The sequence below is a fragment of the Cellvibrio japonicus Ueda107 genome (assembly GCF_000019225.1).
Taxonomy (GTDB): Bacteria; Pseudomonadota; Gammaproteobacteria; order Pseudomonadales; family Cellvibrionaceae; genus Cellvibrio; species Cellvibrio japonicus.
In genome coordinates this window covers 1863429-1889001 of sequence record NC_010995.1, presented here as the reverse complement: position 1 = coordinate 1889001, position 25573 = coordinate 1863429, and the positions used below count along the sequence as shown (strand labels likewise).

The window sequence follows — 25573 nt, the reverse complement described above, 5'->3', positions numbered from 1 at the left end:
TAAAAAAGGCTCCATCTGGAGCCTTTTTTAGTTGTGAAGCACACTACCTTGCCTCAACTTTTTGTTCGCCGCAACGGGAACAGCGATATAGGGTTACCAACTTTCCCTGCTTCACATCGAATTGCTTATCCTTAACCACTTCCCACTTATGAAAACCACTGCGGCACAACGTCTTACCCTTATGCTTTTCAAAGGGGGACGGTTTGCGAAATGGCAGCACATCGCCCATGTAGATCAGGTACGCGGCAGGGTCACACCGCGCTGCCCCTGGTATTTACCGCCACGGTCCCGATATGAAGTTTCACAGATTTCATCGGATTCAAAGAACAGCATTTGCGCCACACCTTCATTGGCATAAATTTTTGCAGGAAGTGGGGTGGTATTGGAAAATTCGAGGGTTACATGCCCTTCCCACTCGGGCTCCAATGGCGTGACATTCACGATAATACCGCAACGGGCATAGGTGGATTTGCCCAGGCAAACCGTCAAAATACTGCGGGGAATACGGAAATACTCTACTGTACGGGCAAGGGCGAATGAATTAGGGGGAATAATGCACACATCGCTTTTTATATCCACAAAACTTTTTTCATCAAAGTTCTTGGGATCAACCACCGTAGAGTGCACGTTGGTGAAAATTTTAAATTCATCGGCGCAACGCACATCGTAACCATAACTGGAGGTGCCATAAGACACAATTTTATGACCCGCAGCATCATAGCGAACCTGGCCAGGTTCGTAAGGCTCGATCATGCCATACTGCTCTACCATACGGCGCATCCACTTATCGGATTTGATGCTCATAGTCGCTCCCGTTGAGATGTGTTCAAGGCAAGGAATCCAGGCCAGCGTAAGGCCGGAAGGCGCGCATTCTAACGGTTTTCCCCAAGGAAACCTACCAACATGGCAAACCTTATCTCCCCTGTTCTATTGGTCGAGTAACAGAAATGGCATCGGCTGTCCCTGCACAGAATGAGCTAACCCCTCAGATAGCTCCTCTTGTCCAGCCAAGGCCAACATGCCATGCAGATCCTGGCGCAACATCACCAATGCCCGCTGCTGATCATCCAGATGCCGGAGACACTCCCTGAGCTCATCCAGGCACGCCCGCAATACCTGCTTGTCGCCACCAACCATAGCCTTGTAGGCATCCAGCAACTCACGACATTTATCCAAGCCAAACCCTGATGCCCGCGCCCTCTGTAAAAAGCGCAGGGACACCACATCATCCGGGGAATAATAGCGATATTCATTGCCCTGCTGGCGCCCGGGCACAACCAACCCAATGTTTTCATAATGGCGCAGGGTTTTCACAGGTAACCCACTGGCATCGGCAGCCTGACTGATATTCATAGCCTTCGTCCTCACAGATACAAACCAATCCCACTATTTTTTTTCAACAAACATTACACTAACTGTAATTTTTATTTCAACAATGACCAGTATTAACATAGGAAAACCACCTAAACAGGTAACTCACCATAGATTATTGTTACTATTTTTCACAAAAAATGTATTTTTTAACGCCAAACTTCTCTGAATCGACCCTATAATGAGTGAAACAAATCACATTATTAATTAATAAAGTGCTTATCAATCATATAGTTATTAATTTTTCTTGAAATTATTAATTAATAATTCACACTAACTGAACAATTGTTATTCAAATATCATGGGCTTAGGCGATGGAATATCTGGACATCAATCACCCCGAATGGCAAAAGATGTGGGATGAACTCAGCAGTTATCGCCTGAATGGCGGCGACCCCTTATGTATTAACGAAGGAGCCTGTTGGGAGTACATGGGGTCAACCATTGACCATCACCACTTTCGTCACTCATGCCACCCACTGACCCATAGGATTGAATACATCTATATTGAAAGAGCCGGGGCTGCTTTGCGCTGGGCGTAATGCCCTATCCCACCGACAGGCAACGTAATACAAATGTCACCCTTTTCCCCCATGCTTCTTTTCCAGGCGTCCCCCTCATTTAACATCAAAATGTGTTAACCTGCCGGCATTTTTCCATAGCTGACACCGCAACGACGACTCACACAATAACAAATGAAACGCTTTGCCTTATTTGTAGGAATTGGCGGCTTATCCAGCCTGTTCCAATTCATATTGCTTATCCTTTTTATTGAGGCTGGGGTACTTTCCGAAGTATCGGCTTCGGCAGCGGGTTATCTACTCTCGTCAATATTTAATTATTGGGCCAATTACCATTACACCTTTAAAAGCACTCGCAGTCATTGGGAGGCGTTTCCACGCTTTGCAGTAGCAGTAGCTATAGGTCTTTCTGCCAACACCCTTTTATTCGCCGGCTTTCTCTTCCTGTTTGATCACTACATCCCTCTTCCCTGGATTGAACACTATCTGGTAGCACAAGTCCTGGCGACAGGGCTTACCGTTATTCTTAATTTTGCCATCCAAAAATTTTGGATTTACAGGAATACCCTCCAATGACAGACCACATTCCCTCACTTGCCGTTGTTATCCCCTGCTACAACGAAGAAGAAATGTTGCCCAAGACCCTTGCCACAATGCTCACGTTACGGGAGCAAATGATCGCCAGGGGTAAAATCAGTCCGGACTCTAAAATTTACCTGGTTGACGATGGCAGCAAAGATAAGACCTGGGACATTCTGTCAGACGCAGCAAACAGCAATACTGCTATTGTCGGCGTCAAATTATCGCGCAACAAAGGCCACCAGAATGCACTCTACGCCGGACTCTGTGTTACGACAGAAGACATTACTGTCAGCATCGATGCGGACCTGCAAGATGACCCGCAAAATATCGAAGCCATGGTAGATGAATACCTGAAAGGACACGACGTGGTTTACGGTGTAAGGTCAGCGCGGGATACAGATACTTTTTTCAAGCGATTTACTGCTGAAGGCTACTATCATTTGATGAAGAAAATGGGCGTGGACCTGGTATTTAACCACGCCGATTTTCGCTTGATGTCGCGACGCGCCCTGGAAGCACTGAAAGAATACGGGGAATCCAACCTGTTCCTGCGCGGTGTTGTGCGAGAGGTAGGCTTTCCATCCTCGGTAGTTGAATATGAGCGCCAAGCCAGGGAAGCAGGAGAAAGCAAATATCCGCTCAAAAAAATGCTGTCCTTTGCCTGGAAAGGAATTACTGCATTCTCTACCGCCCCCCTACGTATGATTACCCTGTTGGGACTGCTCTCGGGTTTTGCTTCTTTTACCCTGATAGCCTGGGTATTGGTGATTCGCTTCTTCACCGACAATGCAACCCCTGGATGGGCATCTGTGCTGTTACCGCTCCTGTTTATTGGTAGCGTCCAGTTACTTTGCCTGGGCATTATTGGGGAATACCTCTCCAAGATTTATGAAGAGGTAAAACGCCGCCCCAAATTTCATATTAGCGACATTGCCCGTAAAGATAATTGATTTACAAAAATCCAAAAAATAGCAAGGACGCTATACAGAACAAAACCAGCAATTGCCGACTCCACCTGCCCATGAGTGCAAGGGCAATCACAAAGGGCACTAATACTGGCAGCACATAGCGGAAATCATTACTGCACGAATAAGGCAACTGAATCCTTAGCGCAACCAGACTCAACACCCAAAACAAACCGAATAACAACCAGGGTAACGTATCTATTTCTCCCTGGCCTACCCCCTGCTTGAGCTGTCGAACAGGCACCCTAATACCGATTACCATCTTTATAACAAATAGTATAAAAATAATTAATAAAATCCCCCCCAGGATATAGGCCATTACCGTCTGAAACTGCCCATCAAAGCGAAACTCTCCAGTCAATGAAGAGCGCAACACGTAATTCCAAAAGTTATAACGTCCCGTGGCATCTTCCCAGGCACTCATCCAGGGTGAGGTTATAAATGTGGGAATATCCAGTGGAATAAATGCTTTAAGATCGGCCGGGACCTTTAACCCGGAGTGCAAACCACCCGCATTGCTGATTAACCAATGAGATGTTTCACCTTTTAGATAAAAATAAATACGTACTGCAAAACTGGCAACCAAACCGGTACCAGCTAACAATGAAAAAATAATAGTTTCCTTAAACCCCTTGATAAAACCAACACCGGATTGAGGCAACATTCGCATGGCAATAATGAGGCCGCAGGCAGCAATAAGGGGTAGACCATTGCTTTTACACAAGAGAGCCAGTCCACAAAATATTCCCATCCATACCAAATAGGACTGCCGTGGGTTTTCCCTCCAACAAGCCATAAACCACATCACCAGACCGGCGCAGGTATAAAGTGCTATGTCATTACCAATGGTGACCGAGTGCATAATTGAACCGGGCCATAGAAAAAGCGCTGCCGATGCCACATAAATGGCAGAATAGCGCGTTCCCAATACCTTGCGCATTGCTCCTGCTGAGGCAGCCAGGAAGATAAACCACAGAAATAAACCATAGATCCGGACAAACTCCGGCGCAGGCAACTGTAACCAGTCTGCCCACTTCCAGAAAAAGGCGCCCAGTACGTAATAAACCGGAGGATGATAATAAGTCCACCCTTCCATAGGGGAAGGCAAGGCTAGTTTAGTGGCAATGTACTTGATGTATTCGTAGTGACCAGAACCACCCTGTACATCATAAGCACGATTCATCCATGGGGTATCTGCCCAATAAAAGGCGATAGGAATGAACGCCAGGACGAGTAAGATGAATTGCTCAGGTAACAACCTGAATGCTTTTGACAAGGCGATAACAAAAGGCAAAAACGCAAATGTCACTGCAAACCAAAACCACAGAGAAATAACAGGTTTAACATCCAACCCGCCGTCACCACCGCCATTATCCAGCACAAACGTCATTACCGTTTCTTGCCCATTGGTAAAATAAGGCGATAAATCAATATGGAAACCTCTGACATAATCCCTTACAGCACCACCAAACGATGAAATATCAACCGGTGTGTTGTTGATACTGATTGAGCGCAAATGATCATCGGGAATGATGTGCCAGGTTCGAGGGGTCATAGCAGTGACAGACAGACGTGCAATAAGCACATTCCCCTGCCCCGCTTCTTTAAAAGACCAAGGCAGCTCAGCCGGATGCACCGTCACTCCATTTCGAATGGTAGTAGCATCCAGAGGTGGCGGATATACGAGATGAAAAAGTGCTGTAACAATAAACAGCGAAAAAAGAGCCGCCATTAAAAGGCGGCTATTGGAATAGTTAGGCATTGCTTTGCTTCGTTTCGTGATATTCCTGTTCGGTATTGATTGACCACAGCTCAGTACGAGATTTGGAGGGGTCCAGAATACAATTCACAGCCTCCATCGCGGTTAGCATTGAGTGATCCTGGTTATTGTACCTATGCTGGCCATTGCGCCCGATGCAATACAGGTTGGATAGGCTATCCAGATACTCTTTTACCTGGTCAAACTCATTGTAGGTACCAAAATACGCAGGATAGGCCTTTTCAATGCGAATGCGGCAGGTGTCAATAATATCTTCAGCATCAACAATATCGATTTTTATCAGCTCATCAACAGCTAACTTGATGAACTCCTCGTCTGACATCTTCCAGATATCATCCTGATCCGAGCACATATACTCCAAGCCAACCCATACGTTATCCTGATTTTCAACCATGTAGGGAGACCAGTTGTTAAAAATCTGGAGGCGGCAGAGTTTTACATCGCGCTCCTGAATATAAATCCAGGTATCGGGAACAATATTGCCAACAGTAGGAATATCTGTCTCATTATTAATTTTAAGCTTTTTCGCCAAAACCCCTACGGTCATAAAATCACGATAGGGAAGATCCCGGGCAATTCTGTGGATATCCGACGAGATCCCAGCACCGGTCATACTGGCAATCAAATCCTTGATTGGCATAGTGGACAAACAGTAATCGCAATCGAAGCGAACTATCTGTCCATTAGACTCCGCACTAACGCCAACAATACGATCGCCATCCAGATGAATTTCCGTTACTTTATGTTGCATATGAATTTCGCCACCCATTTGGCGAACATCATCAGCCACACATTCCCATAATTGACCGGGGCCTAATTTGGGGTAAAAGAATTGCTCAATAAGAGATGTTTCAGTCCCTTTTTGGCGCAGATCTGCAGTATCCGATTTAGGACCGAATACCTTCTTCAACGCGGAAAAGACTGCCTTCGATAGCGACAACCCTTTAATACGTTGCGCACCCCAAGCAGCAGAAATTTTCTTTGGGTGAACCCCCCACACCTTCTCCGTGTAGTCCTCGAAGAACATACGATAGAGAGGCACGCCGAAACGATTAACCAGGAAGTCTTCCAGGGAATCCTCTGATGGACGCTTTTTTATCTGGGAAAAAACATAACCAAACCCGGCATAAATCGTGCGGAATATACCAAGGTTTAAAACAGTACCCAGTTTAAGGGAGATAGGATAGTCGAAAAATTTTCGCAGATAGAAAATGCGGGAAATACGCTGGCGAATCAGCATCACCCTATCTTCTTTCTCCGGATCAGGCCCGGTTTTCGCCCAGGCTTTTTCACGCTTGAGAACAATATCATCACTGGAGGGTGAAGACTGGAGCGGCATACGCTGGGCCCACCAATCCATAACGACATCACTTTTCGAAAAAAAACGATGGCCACCAATATCAATACGATTACCCTTATGATTAATCGTGCAGGAAATCCCCCCTATACGGTCGGTAGCCTCCAGCACTATCGGATGAACATCGCTGTTTTTTGATAACATTTCAAAGGCAGCAGTCAACCCTGCCGGGCCCGCCCCAATAATTACTGCAGTTTTTTTCATCGTATGGCGCTCAATCTTATTGAATTTTATTTAAAGAAAACAAAAACCTTGCGTAGGCCAAAGTTCCAGAACAGCACAATAATGGCCACCACTATCTTGGACAGGCGCGCGTCAAATGAAAAAATATCCACCGACAACCACATCAATAATGCTGTTAATAACAAACCGCCTATGCCAATCAGGGTAAAAATTAAAATATCCTTGGCGGTCCTGGCCTGAGTACCGCTCCATACCCAAAAGACACACAGGCAATAGTTAACGGCAACGCCCACCATAAAACCAATCACAGTTGCCAACATATAGTGGAGTTGTAACGCCAGAATGCCATTAAAGGCAAGGAAATCCATGATAAAAGCAATACCACCTACTGCAACATAACGGCAAAACTGCACTGCTAATGGATAATATTTATTATTCCTGATCACATCCAATCCAGGTAATGATGTTGTCTTTGCAATAGGAGTAACTTCAGATTCAATCACATCTCTTGATAACGTCATTGCTGCACCTGCCAAATCGTTATTATTTGTTAGCACCCGGGAGAACCAGCCATCCCGATGTGCCATCGCTGTCAAGTATGGGGCAATGAGTTTTGTGGAAATACCAAACTTCAGGGAAGCCTGATATCTAGAGGTAGATCAGGAGGATGCCACGATAAAACACATCATCAAATAATCGACCAACCAATCCCTCTGCTTATATACGCCTCTATACGTAAAGCACGCCCGTTAAGGAATCCACAATTGCTAGACCGTGAGTAGTGCGCCGATGCCCATGTCGCCTGTATCTCTCTCTACAAGCGCAAGGTATGATTGTTTTAGTAGCCAGGACAAAATGCGCTAAAACCATATCTGAAAGACCCGCCATCCGTCAATCAGAAATAGCCATCGCCCGTTGATTTGTGAAAAGAATCATTGATTTACATTCACTCAACCAGCCTGACCTGGAGTGCCTTCAAGCCACCTTGCGCTCCCGAGCTATGACACCGGTTGATTTCCACTTCCCCTGGCGCCAGCGCCACAGTTTGACGATGGCACGTACCAGTTCATCGGCCACAGCAGCGATCAATATCCCGTAGAGGCCCAATCCCATGGGTAGGGCCAGGATATAAGCCAGGGGCACCGAAAAGAGCCAAATAATGCCAATGCTGGATAAGGAGGTAAACGCCGCATCCCCTGTACAGCGCAGGGCAGCTCCCACAACAATATTGGTCGTGCGACAGGGTTCAGCCAGAAAGCTCCAGAAAAAAGCCCAAAAGCCAATCGCAATAACCTCCGGGTTAGCAGTAAACAGGCTCAATACCGGCTTATTAAATACAAACCACAGGAAGGCCAGGATACTGGTACCGATCAGGGTATAACGCAGTGTCTGTCGCAGTTGCCTGTCAACCAGCTCAAACTCTCCCCGCCCTACCCGTTGGGCGATGATGGCTTCGGTCGCCATACTCATGGCAATAGATATCATCAGGCAAAACAGGAAGGTGTTATAGGCATAGATTTTCACTTTGAGTGCAAGGTCGCTGACTTCGGCCGCGACCCAGTTCAACACGATCATGTAGGCCTGGAACGACATGGGTTCAAGAATGGAAGGCGCGGCTATCATCAGCACAGGGGTAATCAGCACACCAAAATTTTTGATCCCCGCTGTCATTGGAATACGAATATGCAGCTTCCAATGAACCATCATCATCAAAAACAGCAGGCCGGACCCGGCGGCCACTACACCGGCAATCGCGACACCGGCAACACCGGAGGGTGGAATTCCCATAAAGCCATAAACAGCAATACAGTTGCCGAGGATATTGACGATGAAGATCAGGATATTGCTATAGGTATTCCATTTAGGCTCACCGTAGATATTGAGTACCGTCTGGTAAACCACCCGCAAGCCCCACAGGGCTACCATCCACCCAATAATCGACAGGTATGTCCGCGCATGGGCCTCTATATCCGGCGTCAACGACATGGCAGAAGCCACCCAGGGGCCGCCATTATTAACGACCAGTGCAGCGATCAGTGCAAGCAAGATGGCAAACAGGGTGTAGGCGGCAATAGTCGCATTACCGCGGGCATAATCATTGGCCCCGATTCGCTGGCTGGCAATGGCAGCGCCGGAAAAAGCACTCACCGTTAGAAATTGGTTGGCCACAAATACCAGCGGGGTCACAGCGCCGACAGCCGCTGCGGCATCATCGGAAACACGGCTCAAAAAGAACATATCAGCCAGGGGAATGGTGTAGATCACCGCCTGGTCGATAAACATCGGGCGGCTCATACCCCACAAGCCTTTGTCGAGTACGCGGCTTTTCGGTGCAGAGGTCATACAACTCCGGGGTCAGGTTGCCTCGCGCAGTACCACGGCCGGCGGTGTAGTGACTACAGGGCGGCAACAGAGATACCCCAGCAGACTGACAAATACACCACCCACCAGGGGGGACAGCAACCAATAGATGTAATGGGGCTGGATAGGCGTTTCCAGCACAAATTTCTGCAAGCTGAGCAGCAGGATTTCACTACCGAGGATTGCAATAGCACCCGCAATGGTGCCAAGAATTGCAAACTCTGCAACAAGGCTGCCCAACACCAGCCGGCGCGGGCTACCCAGGGCGCGCAATAATCCTGCTTCCTGTTTGCGACTTTCAATACTGCTCATTACCGCCGCCAGCAGTACCAGGCAACCGCCGATCAAGGTTAGCCAAAGCACTAGCAATACACCATCACTGACCTGATCAATAATAGTGCGTATCTGGCTAATAATGCGGTCCAGTTCAATCACCAATACGGTCGGATGGGCGCGCAACAATTCATTAATGACGGGCTTCTGCTGTGCGGGAAGATAAATGCTGGTGATATAAGTCGGTGAGTATCCTTCCAGCGCACCCGGCTCAAAGATAAAAAAGAAATTGGGGCGCATGGAATTCCAATCCAGGCTGCGCAGGCTTGCTATCTGGGCATCCAGTTCCAGGCCTCCCAGCGAAAAGCGCAGGTGATCACCCAGTTTCAGGCCGATCTCTTCCGCCGTTTTAACCTCTACCGAGACGCCGGGCAAATCACCCTGCCCGCGCTGCCATTGATCCCACCAATGTCCCTGGAGGACTTTGTTGTCATCTGCCAGTTTATCTGCCCAGGTGAGGTTGAGCTCGCGCCTGAGGGTATTGGATATCTGCCGTTGCTCCTCGGTAGTTTCCTCGCCATTGATATGCGTCAGGCGTCCACGCACCATGGGATAAATAGGCTCAGGCCGAACAGACCTGTCAGCCAACAGTGACTGTATGGCCGGTAACTCCTCCGGTGGAATATTCACCAGGAAGTGGTTGGGCGCATCATCCGGCACCTGTACGCGCCATTCGGCGATCAGCGAGGTGCGTAAGATGGTGAGCGTAAAGAGCAGCATAATCGCTACGGCAAACACCAGGATCAGCACCAAGCTCTGTCCGCGACGGCGCAACAGATTGGCAAAGGCCAAACGCCAGAATCCTCCCAAGCCTAATCCCCAGCGGCGACTGACGCTGAGCAGACCCCAGGCTGCCAGCAATGCCGTGGCAACAACGCCCAGTAAAGCGCCGGTAATACTGAGCGCTAATTGCATATCGCGACTGAATAACACCACCAGGAGGATCACCGCCAGCAGTGCAATCAATCCCTGTAACCACAGTTGCGGTAAGTTAACAGCCAATTCACGCCGCAGGATTTTGAGCGGGGGCACACCCGGTAAAAACCAGAGCGCCGGCAGTGCAAAGCACACCAGGCAAATCAAACCGCTGAAAAAGCTCAGTCCATAGGGATAGAAACTCGCTGCTGCCAGGCGCAACTGATAGGTCTGTTGCAAACTGGCAGCAACGGTTCGCTGCAATAATTCTCCCAATACCAAACCGATCAGCGATGCAATAACGGCCAGTAATAACAATTGGCCAAAATAAAGGCTGCGCACCCGGGTACGACTGGCACCCAGGCTTTTCATCAAGGCGACCTGGTCGGTGTGGCGCTCGGCAAACTGGCGCGCCGCTATGGCAATGGCCACACCGGCAAGCAACACCGCGATCACGGCGGCCAGCAACAAAAACTGCTTGCCGGTTTTCAGGGTGCGCCCCAGGCGTCCCTGGGCTGAGTCTATATCCTGCAAACGCTGGTGCTTGTTCAGCTGCGGTTTGAGCCAGGAGACAAAGCGTTCCAACTCAAGCGCACTATCGCTGGCAATCAACCATTGGTAATCCACCCGGCTGCCTGGCTGTATCACCTGGGTTTGGGGCAGGTCGGCCATATTCATGACCAGGCGAGCGCCCATCATGCTGAAGGGACTTGCGTTGTCCGGTTCGCGAATCAGCACCTGGGTAACCCTTAACTCATATTCACCCACAGCAACCTTGTCGCCCAGTTGGATATGTAACAGGGGCAACAAACGCGAATCCACCCAGGCCTCACCCGGAGCAGGTATAGATTTGGCGATCTGAATGTCACTGGCGTCGACTGCAAAGGGAACCTGGCTGATTTCGAATTGCCCCCGCAGGGGGTAAGCCTTATCGACAGCCTTAACCGAAGCCAGGTGCATCTCGTCACCGGCAAAGACCATCGATGAAAAAAGCACCGACTGGGTATAGGACACGCCCTGTTCACGCGCCTCTGCTTCCCAATCCGGATTGTGCGGCTGGGAACCTCGTACCACATAATCCGCCCCCAGCACACTGTTACTCTGCACCACCAGGGTGGTTTCCATACGGTCGGTAAAAATAGCGATGCCACTCAATACCGCTACCGCCAGGATCAGGGATAACCCCAGTAACTTCAGTTCACCGCTGCGCCAGTTGCGACGCAATAACTGCAATGCCAGCATGAATTACTCCCGTCCTGATACCAATGCCCCGGCTGCCAATTCAACGCGGCGCTGGCAGCGCGCCGCCAGGCGCTCTTCGTGGGTGATCAGGATCAGGGTTGTCCCCTGGGCCCGGTTAAGGTCAAACAGCAAATCGATAATACGCGCACCGGTAGCACTATCCAGATTTCCGGTGGGTTCATCCGCAAACAGGATGCGCGGCTGGCTGGCAAAAGCGCGGGCAATGGCAACCCGCTGCTGTTCACCGCCGGATAGCTGTTGCGGATAATGGCTGAGGCGTGCACTCAGGCCAACGCGCTCAAGAAACTCACTGGCCAGGGCGCGTGCATTTTTATCGCCGCGCAACTCCAGCGGCAACATCACATTCTCCAATGCGGTTAATCCGGGCAACAATTGGAAAGACTGGAAGATAAAACCGACATGGCGCGCGCGCACCTGCGCACGTCCCTCCTCATCCATGTCGGTCAGGCACTCGCCGCCCAAATGAACTTTACCGCTGGAAGGAATATCCAAGCCGGCAAGAATCCCTAGCAATGTCGATTTTCCGGAGCCCGAGGCGCCGGTGATCGCCAGGGATTCACCATCGTCAATACGTAAATCAATCGGATGCAGAATTGTTAATTCACCTTCAAGGGTATTGACCTGTTTCGTCACCGCTTGGGCTTGAACCATAGCAAGAGCAGACATATTTGGTTAACCTGCGACACTGTGAAAATTAAACCTGGATTCTAGGGGATGAGACTGAGCCACCACTATGCGCACATTGAAACTTTACCTGTTTTTACTTCTGACATTTGTCATCAATCCAGCCTCAGCAGAGAACACTAACCCGCGTATTTTAGTGGTTGGTGACAGCCTGAGTGCCGCCTATGGAATTGATATCGACAAAGGTTGGGTGAAACTGTTGCAGCACACACTGGACCAGGAACAGAAAATGCTGAAGCAACACTGGCAGATCATTAACGCCAGTGTCAGTGGTGAAACCAGTAGCGGTGGCCGCACACGGCTCAAGGCGCTGCTCGATGAGCACCAGCCGCAAGTGGTGATTCTGGAATTGGGTGGCAACGACGGTTTGCGCGGGCAGCCATTAAAAATATTGCGCGACAACCTGCAATACATGATTACCCAGAGTAAAACAGCAGGCGCAAGCGTGATTCTCGCCGGCATGCAAATCCCACCCAATTATGGCGCGCGTTACGCGCGCCAATTCCAGCAACTGTATTCCGAATTAGCGGGGCAACACCAGGTAGCACTGATTCCGTTTTTGCTGGAGGGAATCCCCACTCGTGCAGAATTGATGCAGCGGGATGGCATACATCCCACCGAAGAAGCACAACCCCTGATTGTGGACAATGTGAAACCGGTATTACTGGACGTGCTAAAAACACACTGATCACATTAACGATACATTTCATCCGTTAATGATGGCTTCCAGATAATCCACCATCAGTTGCAAATTGGTATTGCCGCGAAACTCATTGATATCCAGCTTGTACGCCAGTCGTACTCGCTGAACCTGTTGGTTGGGCCACAGCCCTGGGTCAATATTAAAGGCAATCGCATCGACCAGTTGCTGCCCTCGCGAGTCTAATGCCAGTGTCATTTTCAGGTGTTTATCGCCTACCAGCTTTTGTTGCAACACATAAAACTCACCGTCAAAAACCGGCTCGGGAAAATGTTGTCCCCAGGGGCCGGCATTGCGCAACTGTGCAGCCAATGGCAAGGAGAAATCCGACGCCGATAATTCGCCATCGGTCACAACAACAGCTTGCAAATCTTCAGCGCGCAACTGGCGATGTACCTCTTCATCAAATGCCTTGGCAAAGGCTTCGAAGTGTTCACGCTGCAGGCTCATACCTGCGGCCATGGCATGACCGCCAAATTTTTGCAATAAATCCGGTCGGCGCGCAGCAACAGCATCCAGCGCATCGCGAATATGCAAACCGGGGATTGAGCGTGCGGAGCCTTTAATTAAACCATCGCCCGCATCGGCAAAGACAATGGTCGGGCGGTGATAGCGATCCTTGATCCGCGACGCGAGGATACCAATCACTCCCTGGTGCCAGGTTTCATCGAATAAGCACAAGCCCCAGGGCAAGGCGTTTTCATCGGCATTTAACACTTTTTGCAACATGCCCATGGCTTCCTGCTGCATGCCGGTTTCTATCGCCTTGCGATCGCGATTCAATTCATCCAACTGGGCGGCCATTTCGCGCGCCAGCGGCAGGCTATCACACAGCAAGCATTGAATGCCCAGCGACATGTCATCCATGCGGCCGGCGGCATTTAAACGTGGGCCTACCGCAAAACCAAGATCGCTGGCCACCAACCGCTGCGGCTGTCGCCCGGCGACCTCCAGCAATGCCATGATTCCCGGACGCGCAGCACCGGCACGCATACGCGCCAATCCCTGGGAAACCAAAATACGGTTGTTGTGATCCAGCGGCACCACATCGGCCACGGTCCCCAAGGCCACCAGATCGAGAAAGCTCGCCATATTAGGTTCAGCAATACCGCTTTCCGCGAACCATCCCATATCGCGCAAGGCACCGCGCAGGGCATTCATGACATAGAAAATCACCCCGACACCGGCAAGGTTTTTACTGGGGAAAGGACATCCCGGCTGATTGGGGTTCACAATGGCATCGGCATCGGGCAAGTGTGCGCCCGGCAAGTGGTGGTCGGTGATAATCACCGCAATACCCAGATCGCGCGCCGCCTCTACCCCTTCGATACTGGAAATACCGTTATCGACGGTGAGGATCACATCCGGCTGCTGGGCTGCCGCCACGGCGACAATCTCAGGGGTCAGTCCATAGCCGTATTCAAAACGGTTGGGCACCAGAAAATCTACCTGTTTCAAACCCATGGCACGTAACGCCAGTACGGCGAGTGCACTGCTGGTGGCGCCGTCTGCGTCAAAATCCCCCACAACTAACACCCGCGCCTGCGCCACAACAGCATCAACCAACAAGCCCACAGTCTCATCCAGACCTTTAAAGTTGGGTTTGAGCATATGGGTTAATTGGTATTGGAGCTCCGCTTCCTGTTGAATGCCGCGCGCGGAATAAATACGCTGTAATAAGGGATGTAATTGCGCAAGAACACCGGAAGTGGAATGAATCGCTCGGCGCTGAATAGTTTTTTGCATGGACAATCCACAAGAAAAATAAAACTTATAAGTCGCGCATTTCACGCAAACCAAGTGTGTATGTATTACCTTCAGCTGTCGATAAATACACCATGTTTTCGGTAATAGATACCGAAAGATTCATCGTTTTTTCGACACCTGCACAGGCAGCCTGCAGTTCCCCGGTACCGAAACATTGCACCTGGACTTTGGGCAGTGATGCAATAGCCGAGATATTGTTTTTCCACCAGATATCCAGCCCGCGCCCATAGGCAAATACCTTCACACTTTCTGCCTGGCTCGACGCTTTTTTCAATCGTTCAACTGATGGCTGCCCTACTTCAATCCACTCAAGAATCCGGCCATCGTCGTGTTTGCGCCACAAATCCGGTTCATCGACGCTCGATAAACCCCGGGTAAACACTAAATTCTCCGCAGCGCAATAACAAAAGGCTAGAATGCGCACCAGCATCCGCTCATGGGTTTCCGACGGGTGCAGGGCGATGGTGAGGGAATAATCGCCATATACCTGGCGATCCATATCGGCCAACTGGATATTGGCTTTGTAGATGGTTGCTTTTTCAGCCACGCTTGGCTCTCTCTATCAGTCACAATGGGCGCATCTTACACAAATGCCAACGACTTTTGATGTCATTCTCGACCGACCGCAAACAGCGATTGACGCGCTGGCGCACCACACAGGCTTATCCAGGCAAAAACTCAAGGATGCCATGAATAAAGGCGCCTGCTGGTGGACCAGCAAAGGCAAGCAACTGCGACTCCGGCGAGCGACCAAGGACTTGCCTGCCGGCACCCGCCTGCAACTCTTCTACGATGAGAAAGTGCTTGCACTCAAACCAGAAGCGCCACAGCGGCTGGAAGATGTCGGGCGCTATTCCGTTTGGTATAAACCCCATGGCCTATTAGCCCAGGGCTCGCAGTGGGGCGACCATTGCAGCCTGCTGCGCTGGGTGGAAGTGGTGCGCCAGCGCGAGTGCTTTCTGGTGCATCGGCTCGATGCCGATGCCGCGGGGCTGATATTAATCGCCCACGACGCCCAGGCAGCCGCCGCCCTGTCGCAATTGTTCCAGGGGAGATCCCTGCGCAAACATTACCAGGCGTGGGTCAGCGGGGAACTCCAGGCAACTGGCCTGCGCCTTGAGCAACCACTGGATGGCAAGGATGCATTGACCTGGGTGAATACCGCTGTCATCGATCAACCCAACAATCGCAGCCTTGTGGATGTGCGCATTGAAACCGGGCGTAAACACCAGATTCGCCGCCACCTGGCAGCCATCGGCCATCCCATTATGGGCGACAAGCTCTACGGCCAGGCCAACCAACAACCGCTGCAACTGCTAGCCTGGCAACTGGGTTTTGAGTGCCCCTTGTTAAAACGGCCCATCACGATAAGTCTGCCGGAACCCCTGAAATTCAGGCTGTAATCGCCAGCATCACAAAGGGCAGTAGCGTCAGCCCCAGGATAAACACAATAGCAATCAATAACCCGGTAAAACGGATGGGATGGGCCCTGGCGCGCTGCCAAAAACCGGGGATATCCCCCTGCTCTGCCAGCTCGGCATAAACAGCTTGCTGGCGGATACGGCGCTGCTCCTGATAGTCGCGAATCAATGCCCGCGCCTGTTCCTCCTGTTCGCCGGTTGGCAGCCAGATAGCATCCAGGCCAACCCGCCAAAAGCCGGCGTCCGTCTCATAGAAGGCGATGCTGTTGTCCTCCAGCAGCGCCCTGATCTCTTGCGCCTCGTCCTCAGGTACCTGCGCTAGTTTGAACAAAAGTCTGGCCATGGTTGTCTCTTGGAACCGGGGGATTGGTAAAAGCCGCGCAGCATAACAGGTTTTAAGGGTGTGGCAGCAGCTTGCACCAGGGGCTATGATCGCGCTAAAACTCGTCAAAAAGCAGGCTCAACCACAGTGGGATCTATGGATTATCACGAGCATCACCCAAACGCCGGTTTCCAGCTAGACAGCCAGCAAACGCCCTGGATACTGTGCCTGTATGGCAATTGGCAGCTAGGCTCAGCACCGGATGGCGCAACACTCTGTGCCAGCCTGATGGCAGCCAGCGGCACCACACAAACCCTCCAATTAAATACCGACCAGCTAGGTACCTGGGATTCCAGCCTGGCTATTGCCCTGTTACAGCTGGCGCGCTGGTGTGACACCCACCAGATCACCCTGGATATCCGGGCTGTACCGGAAGGACTGCAACAACTCCTGCGCCTGGCGACCGCCATTCCACCCCACCAACCCAGCCAGTCAAACGACCGACACCCCTGGCACCAGTCGTTGCAGGACGCCTGGCAAGGCACTCGCACCACCCTGATTTTTATTGGCGATACCAGCCTTGCCCTGTCGCAATGGGTACGCGGCCAGGCCAAGACCCGTCGCAGTGATATTGCGTTTTTTATCGAACAGGCCGGCCCCCGCGCCCTGGCCATTGTCACGTTGATTGCCCTGCTGGTGGGAATGATCCTGGCCTACCTGGGCTCGGTACAACTGCGACAATTGGGCGCACAGGTGTATGTTGCCGACCTGGTCGCCCTGGGGATGGTGCGCGAAATGGGTGCCCTGATGACGGCCGTGATCATGGCCGGGCGCACAGGAGCTGCCTATGCGGCGCAACTGGGCACTATGCAGGTCAATGAGGAAATCGATGCACTCAAAACCATGGGCATCTCCAGCATCGAGTTCCTGGTATTGCCGCGCCTGCTGGCGCTGGTGTTGGTGATGCCCCTGTTATGTATTTACGCCAACGTCATCGGCATGGTTGGCGGTGCACTTGTCGCTACCAGCATGGATGTGAACTTTATCCAATACATTTTGCAAACCCAGGGAGCCGTTGGCTGGGTAGATATTTCCACCGGATTGGTTAAGAGCGTTTTTTTCGGCGTACTGATCGCCATCGCCGGCTGCCAGGCGGGTATTCATTGCGGCCGCAATTCCGATGCCGTGGGCATGGCGGCAACCAACGCGGTGGTGCGTGCGATTGTGTACCTGGTCGTAGCCGATGCGGCCTTTAACATCCTGTACGATAAGTTGGGGATTTAACCATGGGCACGCCATTTATCCAGGTGCGCGACCTCAGTATTGGTTATGGCAATCGCGTTGTGCAACACAGCCTCAACTTCGAAGTGCGTAAAAACGATATCTTTTTCATTATCGGCGGCAGCGGCTGCGGTAAGACAACCCTGCTTAAGCATATGATCGGTTTACTCGCACCGAGCAAGGGTGAAGTACTTTATGAGGGAACCAATTTTTACCAGGCGGATGAAAGCGTACAACTCTCCCTGCTCAAAAAATGGGGTATCACTTACCAATCCGGCGCCCTCTTTTCGAGTATGACACTCGCTGAAAATGTCGCCCTGCCCTTACAGCTCTATACACACTTGTGTGAAAAAGAAATTGCCGATGCAGTAGCCTACAAATTGGCCCTGGTTGGACTGGCTGGCTTTGAAGATTTTTACCCCGCCGAAATCAGCGGCGGCATGCACAAACGCGCAGGACTGGCTCGCGCCCTGGCACTGGACCCGAAACTGTTATTTTTTGATGAGCCCTCGGCGGGATTGGACCCCATCAGTTCCCTGCGCCTGGATCAATTGATCCTGCAGATTTGCAGTGCACTGGATTCTACTGTCATTATCGTCTCCCATGAGTTGCCGAGTATTCTGTCGATAGGAACCAATTGTGTTTTCCTCGACGCCCAGGCAAAAACCATGCTCGATACCGGTGACCCCAAACGATTGGTAGAGCACAGCCGGAACGATAAGGTGCGCCAGTTTTTAAGCCGTGCCGGCACAGCCAACCTCAACACCTGACAGGACGCCCTATGAGTAAAACCAAATCCTTGCATATTGGCAGCTTTGTCACCGGTGCGTTTATCCTGGTTTTTATTGCTTTATTGTTTTTTTCCGGTGGCAAGCTCTTCTCGCAAAAAGAGCGGGTCGTCATGTACTTTGATGGGTCTGTGCAGGGCTTGCAGGTCGGTGCCCCGGTTAAACTCAAAGGCGTAGTGCTGGGGGATATTGTCGATATCCAGCTCAATATCCAAAACGACAACCAACCACTGGTGACAGCTGTCACCGCTGACCTGATCATGAAACGTATCACCAGTAAGGGAGCGGATGTGTCGGAGGATTTTTTCCACGAGGCGATTAAACAGGGCCTGCGGGCACAGCTGAATTACCAGAGTTTCCTCACCGGCTTGCTGTATGTAGAGCTCGACTTCTTTCCCAACACGCCGGTGCGCCTCTATAAATTACAGAACGACCTTTTTGAATTACCTACTGTGGCCACTGACTTTGAGGAAATCTCCAAAAACCTGCAGGAAATCAATATTAAGAGCCTGGTCGATAACCTGGACCAGGTGGCCCAGCAACTCAACAGTATTGCCCGTAGCGGGGTGATACAAGATACATTGCTCAGCTTTGATAAAGCCGCCAAATCCATGGATAAGACCGCCAATAACCTCGATCGGGAAATGGCACAACTCAATAAGCAACTGGACATTACTACACGCGAATTAAACCGGTTACTACGCACACTCAACGAACAAACGCCGATATTGGCACAGAACCTGAACCAGAATTTGCTCAGCCTGCAGCAAAGCCTGGATCAATTTACCCGCGTGGCACAGACCCTGGAGCACACGCTCTCGGAAGACGCTCCCCTGGTTAACCAACTGAATACTACCCTGCAGGATGTCAGTGACTCAGCGCGTGCATTTCGCAATCTGAGCGACACATTGGAACAACAACCCGAAGCCATTTGGCGTGGCAAGAACTCAGCGAAGGATGTCCAATAATATGCGTAACATCTCTATACCCTTGGGCCTTATCCTGCTGTGCAGTTTATTCATGGCCTGCCAGCACTCCCCCCGCCAAAACTACTATCTGTTAAGTGCACCTGCGGTAAGTACACCTGATCAGCAGGCTATCGAACAGGTGATCGGGATCGGCCCACTGGAAATCGCCGATTATCTCAAACGCAAGCATATGGTGAGTGTTCGCCCGGACCAATCACTCCAGATTGCCGCCAACGATTTTTGGGCAGAGCCATTGGATAAAGGCATTATCCGCGTACTGGCATTAAACCTGACCCAACAAAATCCTTCACGCATGGTACTGCCCTTTCCCTGGCGCAGCGATAGCCGCCCCCCCTTGAGTGTGCGCCTGCAAGTACACAGTTTAAACCTGGACAATGAAGGTGCCAGCATCCATGTCACCTGGGAAATTTTCGATAACCAGGCGCGCGCCACACTCAATCGCCAGCACTTTATTCGCCGGATTCCCTGCGAAAGACAAGCTGCCGCCATGGCAAAAGCCTATGGGGACTTATTGGCAGCCCTGGCACAAGAGATAGGCAAGGCTTTACCCGATCAATAGGAAAAGCGCGAATAACCACCAAAAATTTAATCCACATCAAGCTGTCAGCGAATGGATAACCTAGACTCCCAAGAGCCATCAACCATTTGTGAGGGAGAAGTATGAAAGTTGCCGTATTCAGCACCAAGGCCTACGACCGCGAATTTCTAACCCGGGCCAACCAGCAAGCAACCCATACACTGGTATTCCACGAAACCCAACTCAACGCCCAGACAGCCCTGTTGGCACAAAACAGCGAGGCTGTCTGCTGCTTTGTGAATGATCGCCTGGATGCGGACACGCTGGCACAATTGGCAGCATTCGGCATCCAATTAATTGCCCTGCGCTGCGCCGGTTTTAACCAGGTAGATCTTGCTGCCGCTAAACAACTCGGGATAAAAGTGGCGCGCGTCGCGGAATACTCTCCCCATGCAGTCGCCGAACACGCCCTGGGGTTGGTATTGATGTTAAACCGCAATTTGCACCGGGCTCACCATCGCGTACGCGAAAATGATTATTCGCTGAATGGCCTGCTGGGATTTGACCTGGTCAACAAAACCGTCGGCGTGATCGGCACCGGTAAAATCGGCCAGGTATTTGCCAGTATTATGCGTGGCATCGGCTGCAGGATTATGGCTTACGACCCACAGCCCAACCCGGAACTGCTGGCCAGTGGTGTTCCCTTCGTCAGCCTTGAACAACTTTGGCGCGAAGCCGATATTATTTCACTGCACTGCCCGCTCAATTCTCATACCTACCATATGGTCAATAGCGATGCCATTGCACAGATGAAAACCGGGGTGATGCTGATCAATACCGGTCGCGGAGGATTGATTGACACACGCGCCGTCATCGAAGGCTTAAAAAGCAAAAAAATTGGTTACCTCGGACTGGACGTCTACGAAGAGGAAGGCGATTTGTTTTTTGAGGATTACTCCAACCAATTATTACAGGATGATGTATTCGCACGCCTGCTCACCTTTCCCAATGTGGTGATTACCGGCCACCAGGCATTTTTTACCCGCGAAGCCCTGGATGCCATCGCGCGCATCACCATTGCCAACATTACCCATTTTGAACAGGGCGAATTCCAGCAAATGGTATTGGTGGAATAATTTGCCTCACGTTATTTCAGGTGAGCAACGCATTTTCCCACGCACCACAGGAGCAAGACCATGCCGCAATTCGACCGTGCACTGCCCGACTCCTTACACGTACTGCATAGCCTGGCACTGGACCTGCATTGGAGCTGGAACCACGCCAGCGACGAACTCTGGCGCTGTATCAATGCCGATGTGTGGGACTACACCCATAATCCTGTATTGGTATTGCAGCTAACCAGTGATACACGCTTCACCCAATTAAGTGATGATGGAGAATTTCTGGCACTGCTCAAAAAGCTGACAAAAGCCCGTGAGGATTACCTGGAAAATCCCGCCTGGTATCAGCGCCAGTATGCTGATGCGCCTTTGCGCTGCGTTGCCTATTTCAGTATGGAATTTGGTATTTGCGATGCCCTGTCCCTCTACGCGGGTGGTTTGGGGATGTTGGCCGGAGACTATTTAAAAACAGCCAGTGATTTGGGCCTGCCTTTGGTGGCCGTCGGTTTGCTCTACCAGGAGGGCTATTTCCACCAGGGTTTGGATCACCAGGGCTGGCAGCAGGAGACCTATCTCTATAACGACCCCGGCAGCTTGCCATTGCAACCCCTGCGCGCATCCGATGGCAGTTGGATGACCATCAAAACGTCATTCCTATGCCGCGAAGTGCGCTTTCGCGTCTGGTTAGCACAGGTCGGCCGCGTCACACTTTACCTGCTCGACAGCAACGATCCGCGCAACCAACCCAGTGACCGGGGTATTACCAGCAAGCTCTACGGTGGCGGCAGCGAATTGCGCCTGGTACAGGAAATTGCATTGGGTATTTGCGGCTGGCGCTTACTCGAAAAACTGGGGCTGGATATAGATGTGTGTCATCTCAACGAAGGCCATGCCGCGTTTGCAACCCTTGAGCGTATTCGCAATTACTGCAAGAAAAACCATTGCGATTTCTGGGAGGGATTATGGGCAACACGCGCCAGCAATTTATTTACCACCCATACACCGGTTGCCGCCGGCTTCGATCGTTACCCTGTCGAATTAATGCGCCGTTATGCCGATGATACCGGCCTTGCAATGGACGTCACCATCGAAGACATTATCGCGCTGGGGCGCGCCAATCCCAAAGATGAGAGCGAGCCCTTCAACATGGCCTGGCTCGCCATGCGCACCTGTGCCTGGAGTAATGGTGTAAGTGCATTGCACGGGGAAGTTAGCCGGCGCATATTCCAGCCGTTGTTTCCGCGCTGGCCGGAGCGTGAAGTGCCGGTAGGGCATGTCACCAATGGCGTGCATATCCCCACCTGGGACTCACCGGGAGCCGACCAACTCTGGACCGATGCCTGCGGCAAAAACCGCTGGCGCGATGATCCCGATGCAATTTGCCGCCAATCGCTCGAACAAACCAGCGACCAGCAACTCTGGCACCTGGCCAGTGAAGGCCGCACCCGCCTGGTGGATTATGTGCGCGAGCGACTGGTTTACCAATGGCGGCGCGAATCCACATCATCGAGCCAGTGTGATATCCAGGTGGATATGCCGCTGGATCCGAATATCCTCACCCTGGGTTTTGCTCGCCGTTTTGCCGAATACAAACGCCCTGACCTGCTCTTACAAGACCCCGATCGCCTGGAGCGCTTACTGTGCAATCCGCGTCACCCGGTGCAATTACTGGTGGCGGGTAAGGCACACCCGGCCGATAACACCGGCAAAACCAAACTCCAGCACTGGCATCAATTCCTCCAGCGCGAATCTGTTCGCAAGCACCTGGTATTTATTGAGGATTACGACATAGAGCTGGCGCAGTACCTGGTACAGGGCGTGGATGTCTGGATCAACAATCCCCGCCGCCCCTGGGAAGCCAGCGGTACCAGCGGCATGAAAATCCTGGTCAATGGTGGATTAAATCTCTCCAGCCTGGACGGCTGGTGGGCAGAAGCCTATCAACCGGCATTGGGATGGTCATTGGGCGATGGACAGGAACATGGTCCCGAAGCCGATGAGGCGGATGCACAGGAGCTGTACCGCCGCCTGGAAGAGGAAATCATTCCCTGTTTTTACCAGCGCGACCACGAGGATTTACCGCCCCAATGGCTGGCGCGTATGCGTTCGAGTATGAGTGAGCTGACGCCCCGTTTTAGCAGTAACCGCATGCTGCGCGAATACCTGGAGCACTATTACCTCCCCGCTGCGCAGGGTCATCACGCCCGCCAATCCAACAGCGGCGCGCTGGCGCGCGAACTGCGCCAATGGCACCAGCGCCTGACACAACATTGGCATGAGGTGCATGTGGGGGAAGTGCAAATCCACGGGGATGAATTGCAACTGAGTGTACATCTTGGCGGACTCCAGCCCCAGGACATCAAAGTACAACTGGTAGCCGATCCCGTCACAGACGCGAATGGAAACACCCTGCCAGCACAAATACTAAACCTGCAATTACAACATCCGTTAACCAGTGGTACCCATGCCTACAGGTACACCATTGCCAAACCGGATAACAGGCCGCTACATGATTTTACCGCGCGCATTATTCCGGCCCATGCCGCAGCACAAATACCGGCAGAAGCCATGATGATTCATTGGCAAACCTAAACCATTTTTTAACGCTATCGTTCAGGCTCTTAACACCATCACTCATGGCTTGCTTTTATAAAGATAGCGTTTAAAACTGACACACCACCAGGCCAATAATACCTACCAACACACAATATCCAAGCGCCGGAATCAGCGTTAATCGAATCACCTCGGCTTCTTTGCCAACCAGTTTTACGACGGAGGCCGCCGCGACAATATTCATCACGCAAATCATATTGCCGGCATTCGAGCCCAACAATTGCAAGGCCAGGATAACATCAACCGGTAATTGGCTGACCAAGGCAGCGTCCTGTTGCAAGCTGGCAAACATCATGTTGGAAAAGGTGGACGATCCCGCAATAAAGCTGCCCAGCATGCCGATAAAGGGAGCAACCAGAGGCCATTGCTGTGCAAAAATGGTGGCAGCCATATCACCCAACGCCGCGGGCATAGCGTCAAGTCCAGCGGTGTTTACCTCAGAATTTAAAAAGATGCGCACCATCGGGACCGAAGCACCCAATGCAATCGCTGCCGGCACAAGACGACTGAGCGATTCATGCCAGGCGCGTCGGGTTTCTACCATGGATAAACGGGAAACCAGGGCAACTATTACCGCCACCACCACAAACAGGGTTCCCGGTAAATACAGCGGTGTAATTCGGATCGAAATACCGGTGCCCAGTAATTGTGAAAAATCCAGTGCAACGGATTGCAACGCCTGTTTAAACGGCAACGCATCCACGCGCGTCACCACCAGCAAGCCCGCCACGAATAAATAAGGTAACCAGGCTTTCAATAAGCCCATCGACGGATTGTCACGGGTAATGTCTTTGACAAGCTTGGCATCAGGTACAGGCGGGGCACCGGGTAAGCGCCATACCGTTAAAGGCAATAGCCAGCGACGTTTTGCTGCGGTAACCACCACAGCCAACCCTATTAAAGCACCCAGGATGCTGGGAAACTCCGGGCCGAGGAAACGGGCCACCAGATAAGCGGGAAGTGTAAACGCAAAACCACTGAACAGGGCGAAACGCCACAGTGCCAAACCATCGCGCCAATTGCGTCCGGCACCGAAAAAACGGGAGAGTAATGCCAACATGGCCAACGGTAAAAGACTCGCCGTGACCACATCAATACTGATGGCGATCACGGCAATCTGTTGCAATGTTTCGGCACTGATTCCGGGAATACCCTGCCCCAGTCCCACCAGGACCGGGGTTCCTACTGCGCCAAAGGACACCGGCGCGCTGTCGCCGATCAGCGCCATTACCACGGCGGCCAGTGGCGAAAATCCCAATGCAACCAGGAGCGGCGCTGCAATGGCGGCAGGGGCGCCAAAGCCACTGGCCCCCTCCAGAAAGGCGCCAAACAGCCAGGCAATAATCAACACCTGGACTCGATGATCGGGTGAGATGCGGGAAAAACCCTGGCAGATTACTTCCAGTGCCCCGGTTGCTTTCAGGGTATTGAGCAGCAGTATGGCACCAAACACGATGATCAAAATGGTCAGTGCAATGAGCCAGCCCTCCGCGACTGAAGCCGCAAGTTGCATCAAGGGAACTTGCCAAACCAGGGCAGCCCCCAAGGCTGTCACCAATACACTGAGCGGCATGGCGCGCGTAGCCGGCAAACGCATGACAACCAAAAATACCAACACTGACAGGATCGGCATTAAGGCGGCCATTAATTGCATCAAGGTCATAGATTGCTTCCATATTCCCTATCGGGCACCGGAGCAATCCAATGCCTATTAATTACAGGCTTGCAGGTTATACCTT

General features: G+C 51.6%; 24 protein-coding genes. 11 read left to right on the top strand and 13 right to left on the bottom strand.

The window, feature by feature from the left end; genetic code table 11:
- Positions 1-43: 43 nt before the first annotated feature.
- From CJA_RS19735 to CJA_RS07920, 3 genes are all read right to left on the bottom strand, one after another.
- Complete coding sequence (locus CJA_RS19735) at positions 44-229, bottom strand: hypothetical protein (RefSeq protein ID WP_012487250.1); 186 nt, start codon at positions 227-229, stop codon at positions 44-46.
- Positions 230-234: 5 nt separating this feature from the next.
- Positions 235-804: a dCTP deaminase gene (gene dcd / locus CJA_RS07925; protein ID WP_012487249.1), complete on the bottom strand. Its 570-nt coding sequence runs from the start codon at positions 802-804 to the stop codon at positions 235-237.
- 123 nt (positions 805-927) lie between these two features.
- On the bottom strand, positions 928-1353 hold the full coding sequence (locus CJA_RS07920) for a MerR family transcriptional regulator (RefSeq protein ID WP_012487248.1): 426 nt from the start codon (positions 1351-1353) through the stop codon (positions 928-930).
- Positions 1354-1685: 332 nt separating this feature from the next.
- On the opposite strand from CJA_RS07920, the gene CJA_RS19035 reads away from it, so the two are divergent.
- The 3 genes from CJA_RS19035 to CJA_RS07910 all read left to right on the top strand — a co-directional run bounded on the left by CJA_RS19035 (position 1686) and on the right by CJA_RS07910 (position 3424).
- Positions 1686-1913, top strand: coding sequence for a hypothetical protein (locus tag CJA_RS19035; protein WP_012487247.1), 228 nt, complete (start codon positions 1686-1688; stop codon positions 1911-1913).
- A gap of 153 nt (positions 1914-2066) precedes the next feature.
- Positions 2067-2468, top strand: coding sequence for a GtrA family protein (locus CJA_RS07915; protein WP_041551308.1), 402 nt, complete (start codon positions 2067-2069; stop codon positions 2466-2468).
- Positions 2465-3424 (top strand): glycosyltransferase family 2 protein, encoded by a 960-nt coding sequence (locus CJA_RS07910; protein ID WP_041551306.1) that lies wholly within the window; start codon positions 2465-2467, stop codon positions 3422-3424. The genes CJA_RS07915 and CJA_RS07910 overlap by 4 nt, the downstream gene beginning before the upstream one ends.
- Before the next feature lies 1 nt (position 3425).
- On the opposite strand, the gene CJA_RS07905 is transcribed toward CJA_RS07910, so the two are convergent.
- From CJA_RS07905 to CJA_RS07880, 6 genes are all read right to left on the bottom strand, one after another.
- On the bottom strand, positions 3426-5201 hold the full coding sequence (locus tag CJA_RS07905) for a hypothetical protein (RefSeq protein ID WP_041551304.1): 1776 nt from the start codon (positions 5199-5201) through the stop codon (positions 3426-3428).
- Positions 5194-6780: an NAD(P)/FAD-dependent oxidoreductase gene (locus CJA_RS07900; protein ID WP_012487244.1), complete on the bottom strand. Its 1587-nt coding sequence runs from the start codon at positions 6778-6780 to the stop codon at positions 5194-5196. Before CJA_RS07900 ends, CJA_RS07905 begins: the two co-directional genes overlap by 8 nt.
- Before the next feature lie 26 nt (positions 6781-6806).
- Positions 6807-7280: a GtrA family protein gene (locus CJA_RS07895; RefSeq protein ID WP_012487243.1), complete on the bottom strand. Its 474-nt coding sequence runs from the start codon at positions 7278-7280 to the stop codon at positions 6807-6809.
- Between the two features lie 454 nt (positions 7281-7734).
- Positions 7735-9102 (bottom strand): MATE family efflux transporter, encoded by a 1368-nt coding sequence (locus CJA_RS07890; RefSeq protein WP_012487242.1) that lies wholly within the window; start codon positions 9100-9102, stop codon positions 7735-7737.
- A 12-nt stretch (positions 9103-9114) separates the two neighbouring features.
- The gene (locus CJA_RS07885) at positions 9115-11610 is read right to left on the bottom strand and encodes an ABC transporter permease (RefSeq protein WP_012487241.1); all 2496 of its coding nucleotides are present in this window, start codon (positions 11608-11610) and stop codon (positions 9115-9117) included.
- Positions 11611-11613: 3 nt separating this feature from the next.
- Entirely contained in the window at positions 11614-12297 is a 684-nt protein-coding gene (locus CJA_RS07880) for an ABC transporter ATP-binding protein (RefSeq protein ID WP_012487240.1), read from the bottom strand.
- A gap of 67 nt (positions 12298-12364) precedes the next feature.
- Between CJA_RS07880 and CJA_RS07875 the strand changes: the two genes are divergently transcribed.
- The gene (locus tag CJA_RS07875) at positions 12365-13003 is read left to right on the top strand and encodes an arylesterase (RefSeq protein ID WP_012487239.1); all 639 of its coding nucleotides are present in this window, start codon (positions 12365-12367) and stop codon (positions 13001-13003) included.
- An 18-nt stretch (positions 13004-13021) separates the two neighbouring features.
- Here the strand turns inward: CJA_RS07875 and recJ are convergent, their stop codons facing one another.
- Both recJ and CJA_RS07865 read right to left on the bottom strand, forming a co-directional pair.
- Positions 13022-14761 carry a single-stranded-DNA-specific exonuclease RecJ gene (recJ, locus tag CJA_RS07870; protein ID WP_041551301.1) on the bottom strand — a complete coding sequence of 580 codons (1740 nt, stop codon included), beginning with the start codon at positions 14759-14761 and terminating at the stop codon, positions 13022-13024.
- Positions 14762-14786: 25 nt separating this feature from the next.
- Complete coding sequence (locus tag CJA_RS07865; protein ID WP_012487237.1) at positions 14787-15329, bottom strand: YaeQ family protein; 543 nt, start codon at positions 15327-15329, stop codon at positions 14787-14789.
- A 43-nt stretch (positions 15330-15372) separates the two neighbouring features.
- Between CJA_RS07865 and CJA_RS07860 the strand changes: the two genes are divergently transcribed.
- Positions 15373-16185 (top strand): RluA family pseudouridine synthase, encoded by an 813-nt coding sequence (locus CJA_RS07860; RefSeq protein WP_041551298.1) that lies wholly within the window; start codon positions 15373-15375, stop codon positions 16183-16185.
- Here the strand turns inward: CJA_RS07860 and CJA_RS07855 are convergent.
- Positions 16175-16546, bottom strand: a complete 372-nt coding sequence (locus tag CJA_RS07855) for a DUF6164 family protein (protein WP_041551296.1) — start codon at positions 16544-16546, stop codon at positions 16175-16177. The genes CJA_RS07860 and CJA_RS07855 overlap by 11 nt on opposite strands.
- A 135-nt stretch (positions 16547-16681) precedes the next feature.
- On the opposite strand from CJA_RS07855, the gene CJA_RS07850 reads away from it, so the two are divergent.
- The 6 genes from CJA_RS07850 (at position 16682) to glgP (ending at position 23813) form a co-directional block, all read left to right on the top strand.
- Positions 16682-17809, top strand: a complete 1128-nt coding sequence (locus CJA_RS07850) for an MlaE family ABC transporter permease (RefSeq protein WP_012487234.1) — start codon at positions 16682-16684, stop codon at positions 17807-17809.
- Between the two features lie 2 nt (positions 17810-17811).
- Entirely contained in the window at positions 17812-18576 is a 765-nt protein-coding gene (locus tag CJA_RS07845) for an ABC transporter ATP-binding protein (protein ID WP_012487233.1), read from the top strand.
- 11 nt (positions 18577-18587) lie between these two features.
- A complete protein-coding gene (locus CJA_RS07840; protein WP_012487232.1) occupies positions 18588-19562 on the top strand; it encodes an MlaD family protein in 975 nt (324 codons plus the stop codon).
- Position 19563: 1 nt separating this feature from the next.
- Complete coding sequence (locus CJA_RS07835; RefSeq protein ID WP_041551294.1) at positions 19564-20142, top strand: PqiC family protein; 579 nt, start codon at positions 19564-19566, stop codon at positions 20140-20142.
- A 101-nt stretch (positions 20143-20243) separates the two neighbouring features.
- The gene (locus CJA_RS07830) at positions 20244-21236 is read left to right on the top strand and encodes a 2-hydroxyacid dehydrogenase (RefSeq protein ID WP_012487230.1); all 993 of its coding nucleotides are present in this window, start codon (positions 20244-20246) and stop codon (positions 21234-21236) included.
- Between the two features lie 60 nt (positions 21237-21296).
- Positions 21297-23813: an alpha-glucan family phosphorylase gene (gene glgP / locus CJA_RS07825; RefSeq protein ID WP_012487229.1), complete on the top strand. Its 2517-nt coding sequence runs from the start codon at positions 21297-21299 to the stop codon at positions 23811-23813.
- Positions 23814-23883: 70 nt separating this feature from the next.
- On the opposite strand, the gene CJA_RS07820 is transcribed toward glgP, so the two are convergent.
- Positions 23884-25497: an L-lactate permease gene (locus tag CJA_RS07820; RefSeq protein ID WP_012487228.1), complete on the bottom strand. Its 1614-nt coding sequence runs from the start codon at positions 25495-25497 to the stop codon at positions 23884-23886.
- Positions 25498-25573: the final 76 nt, after the last annotated feature.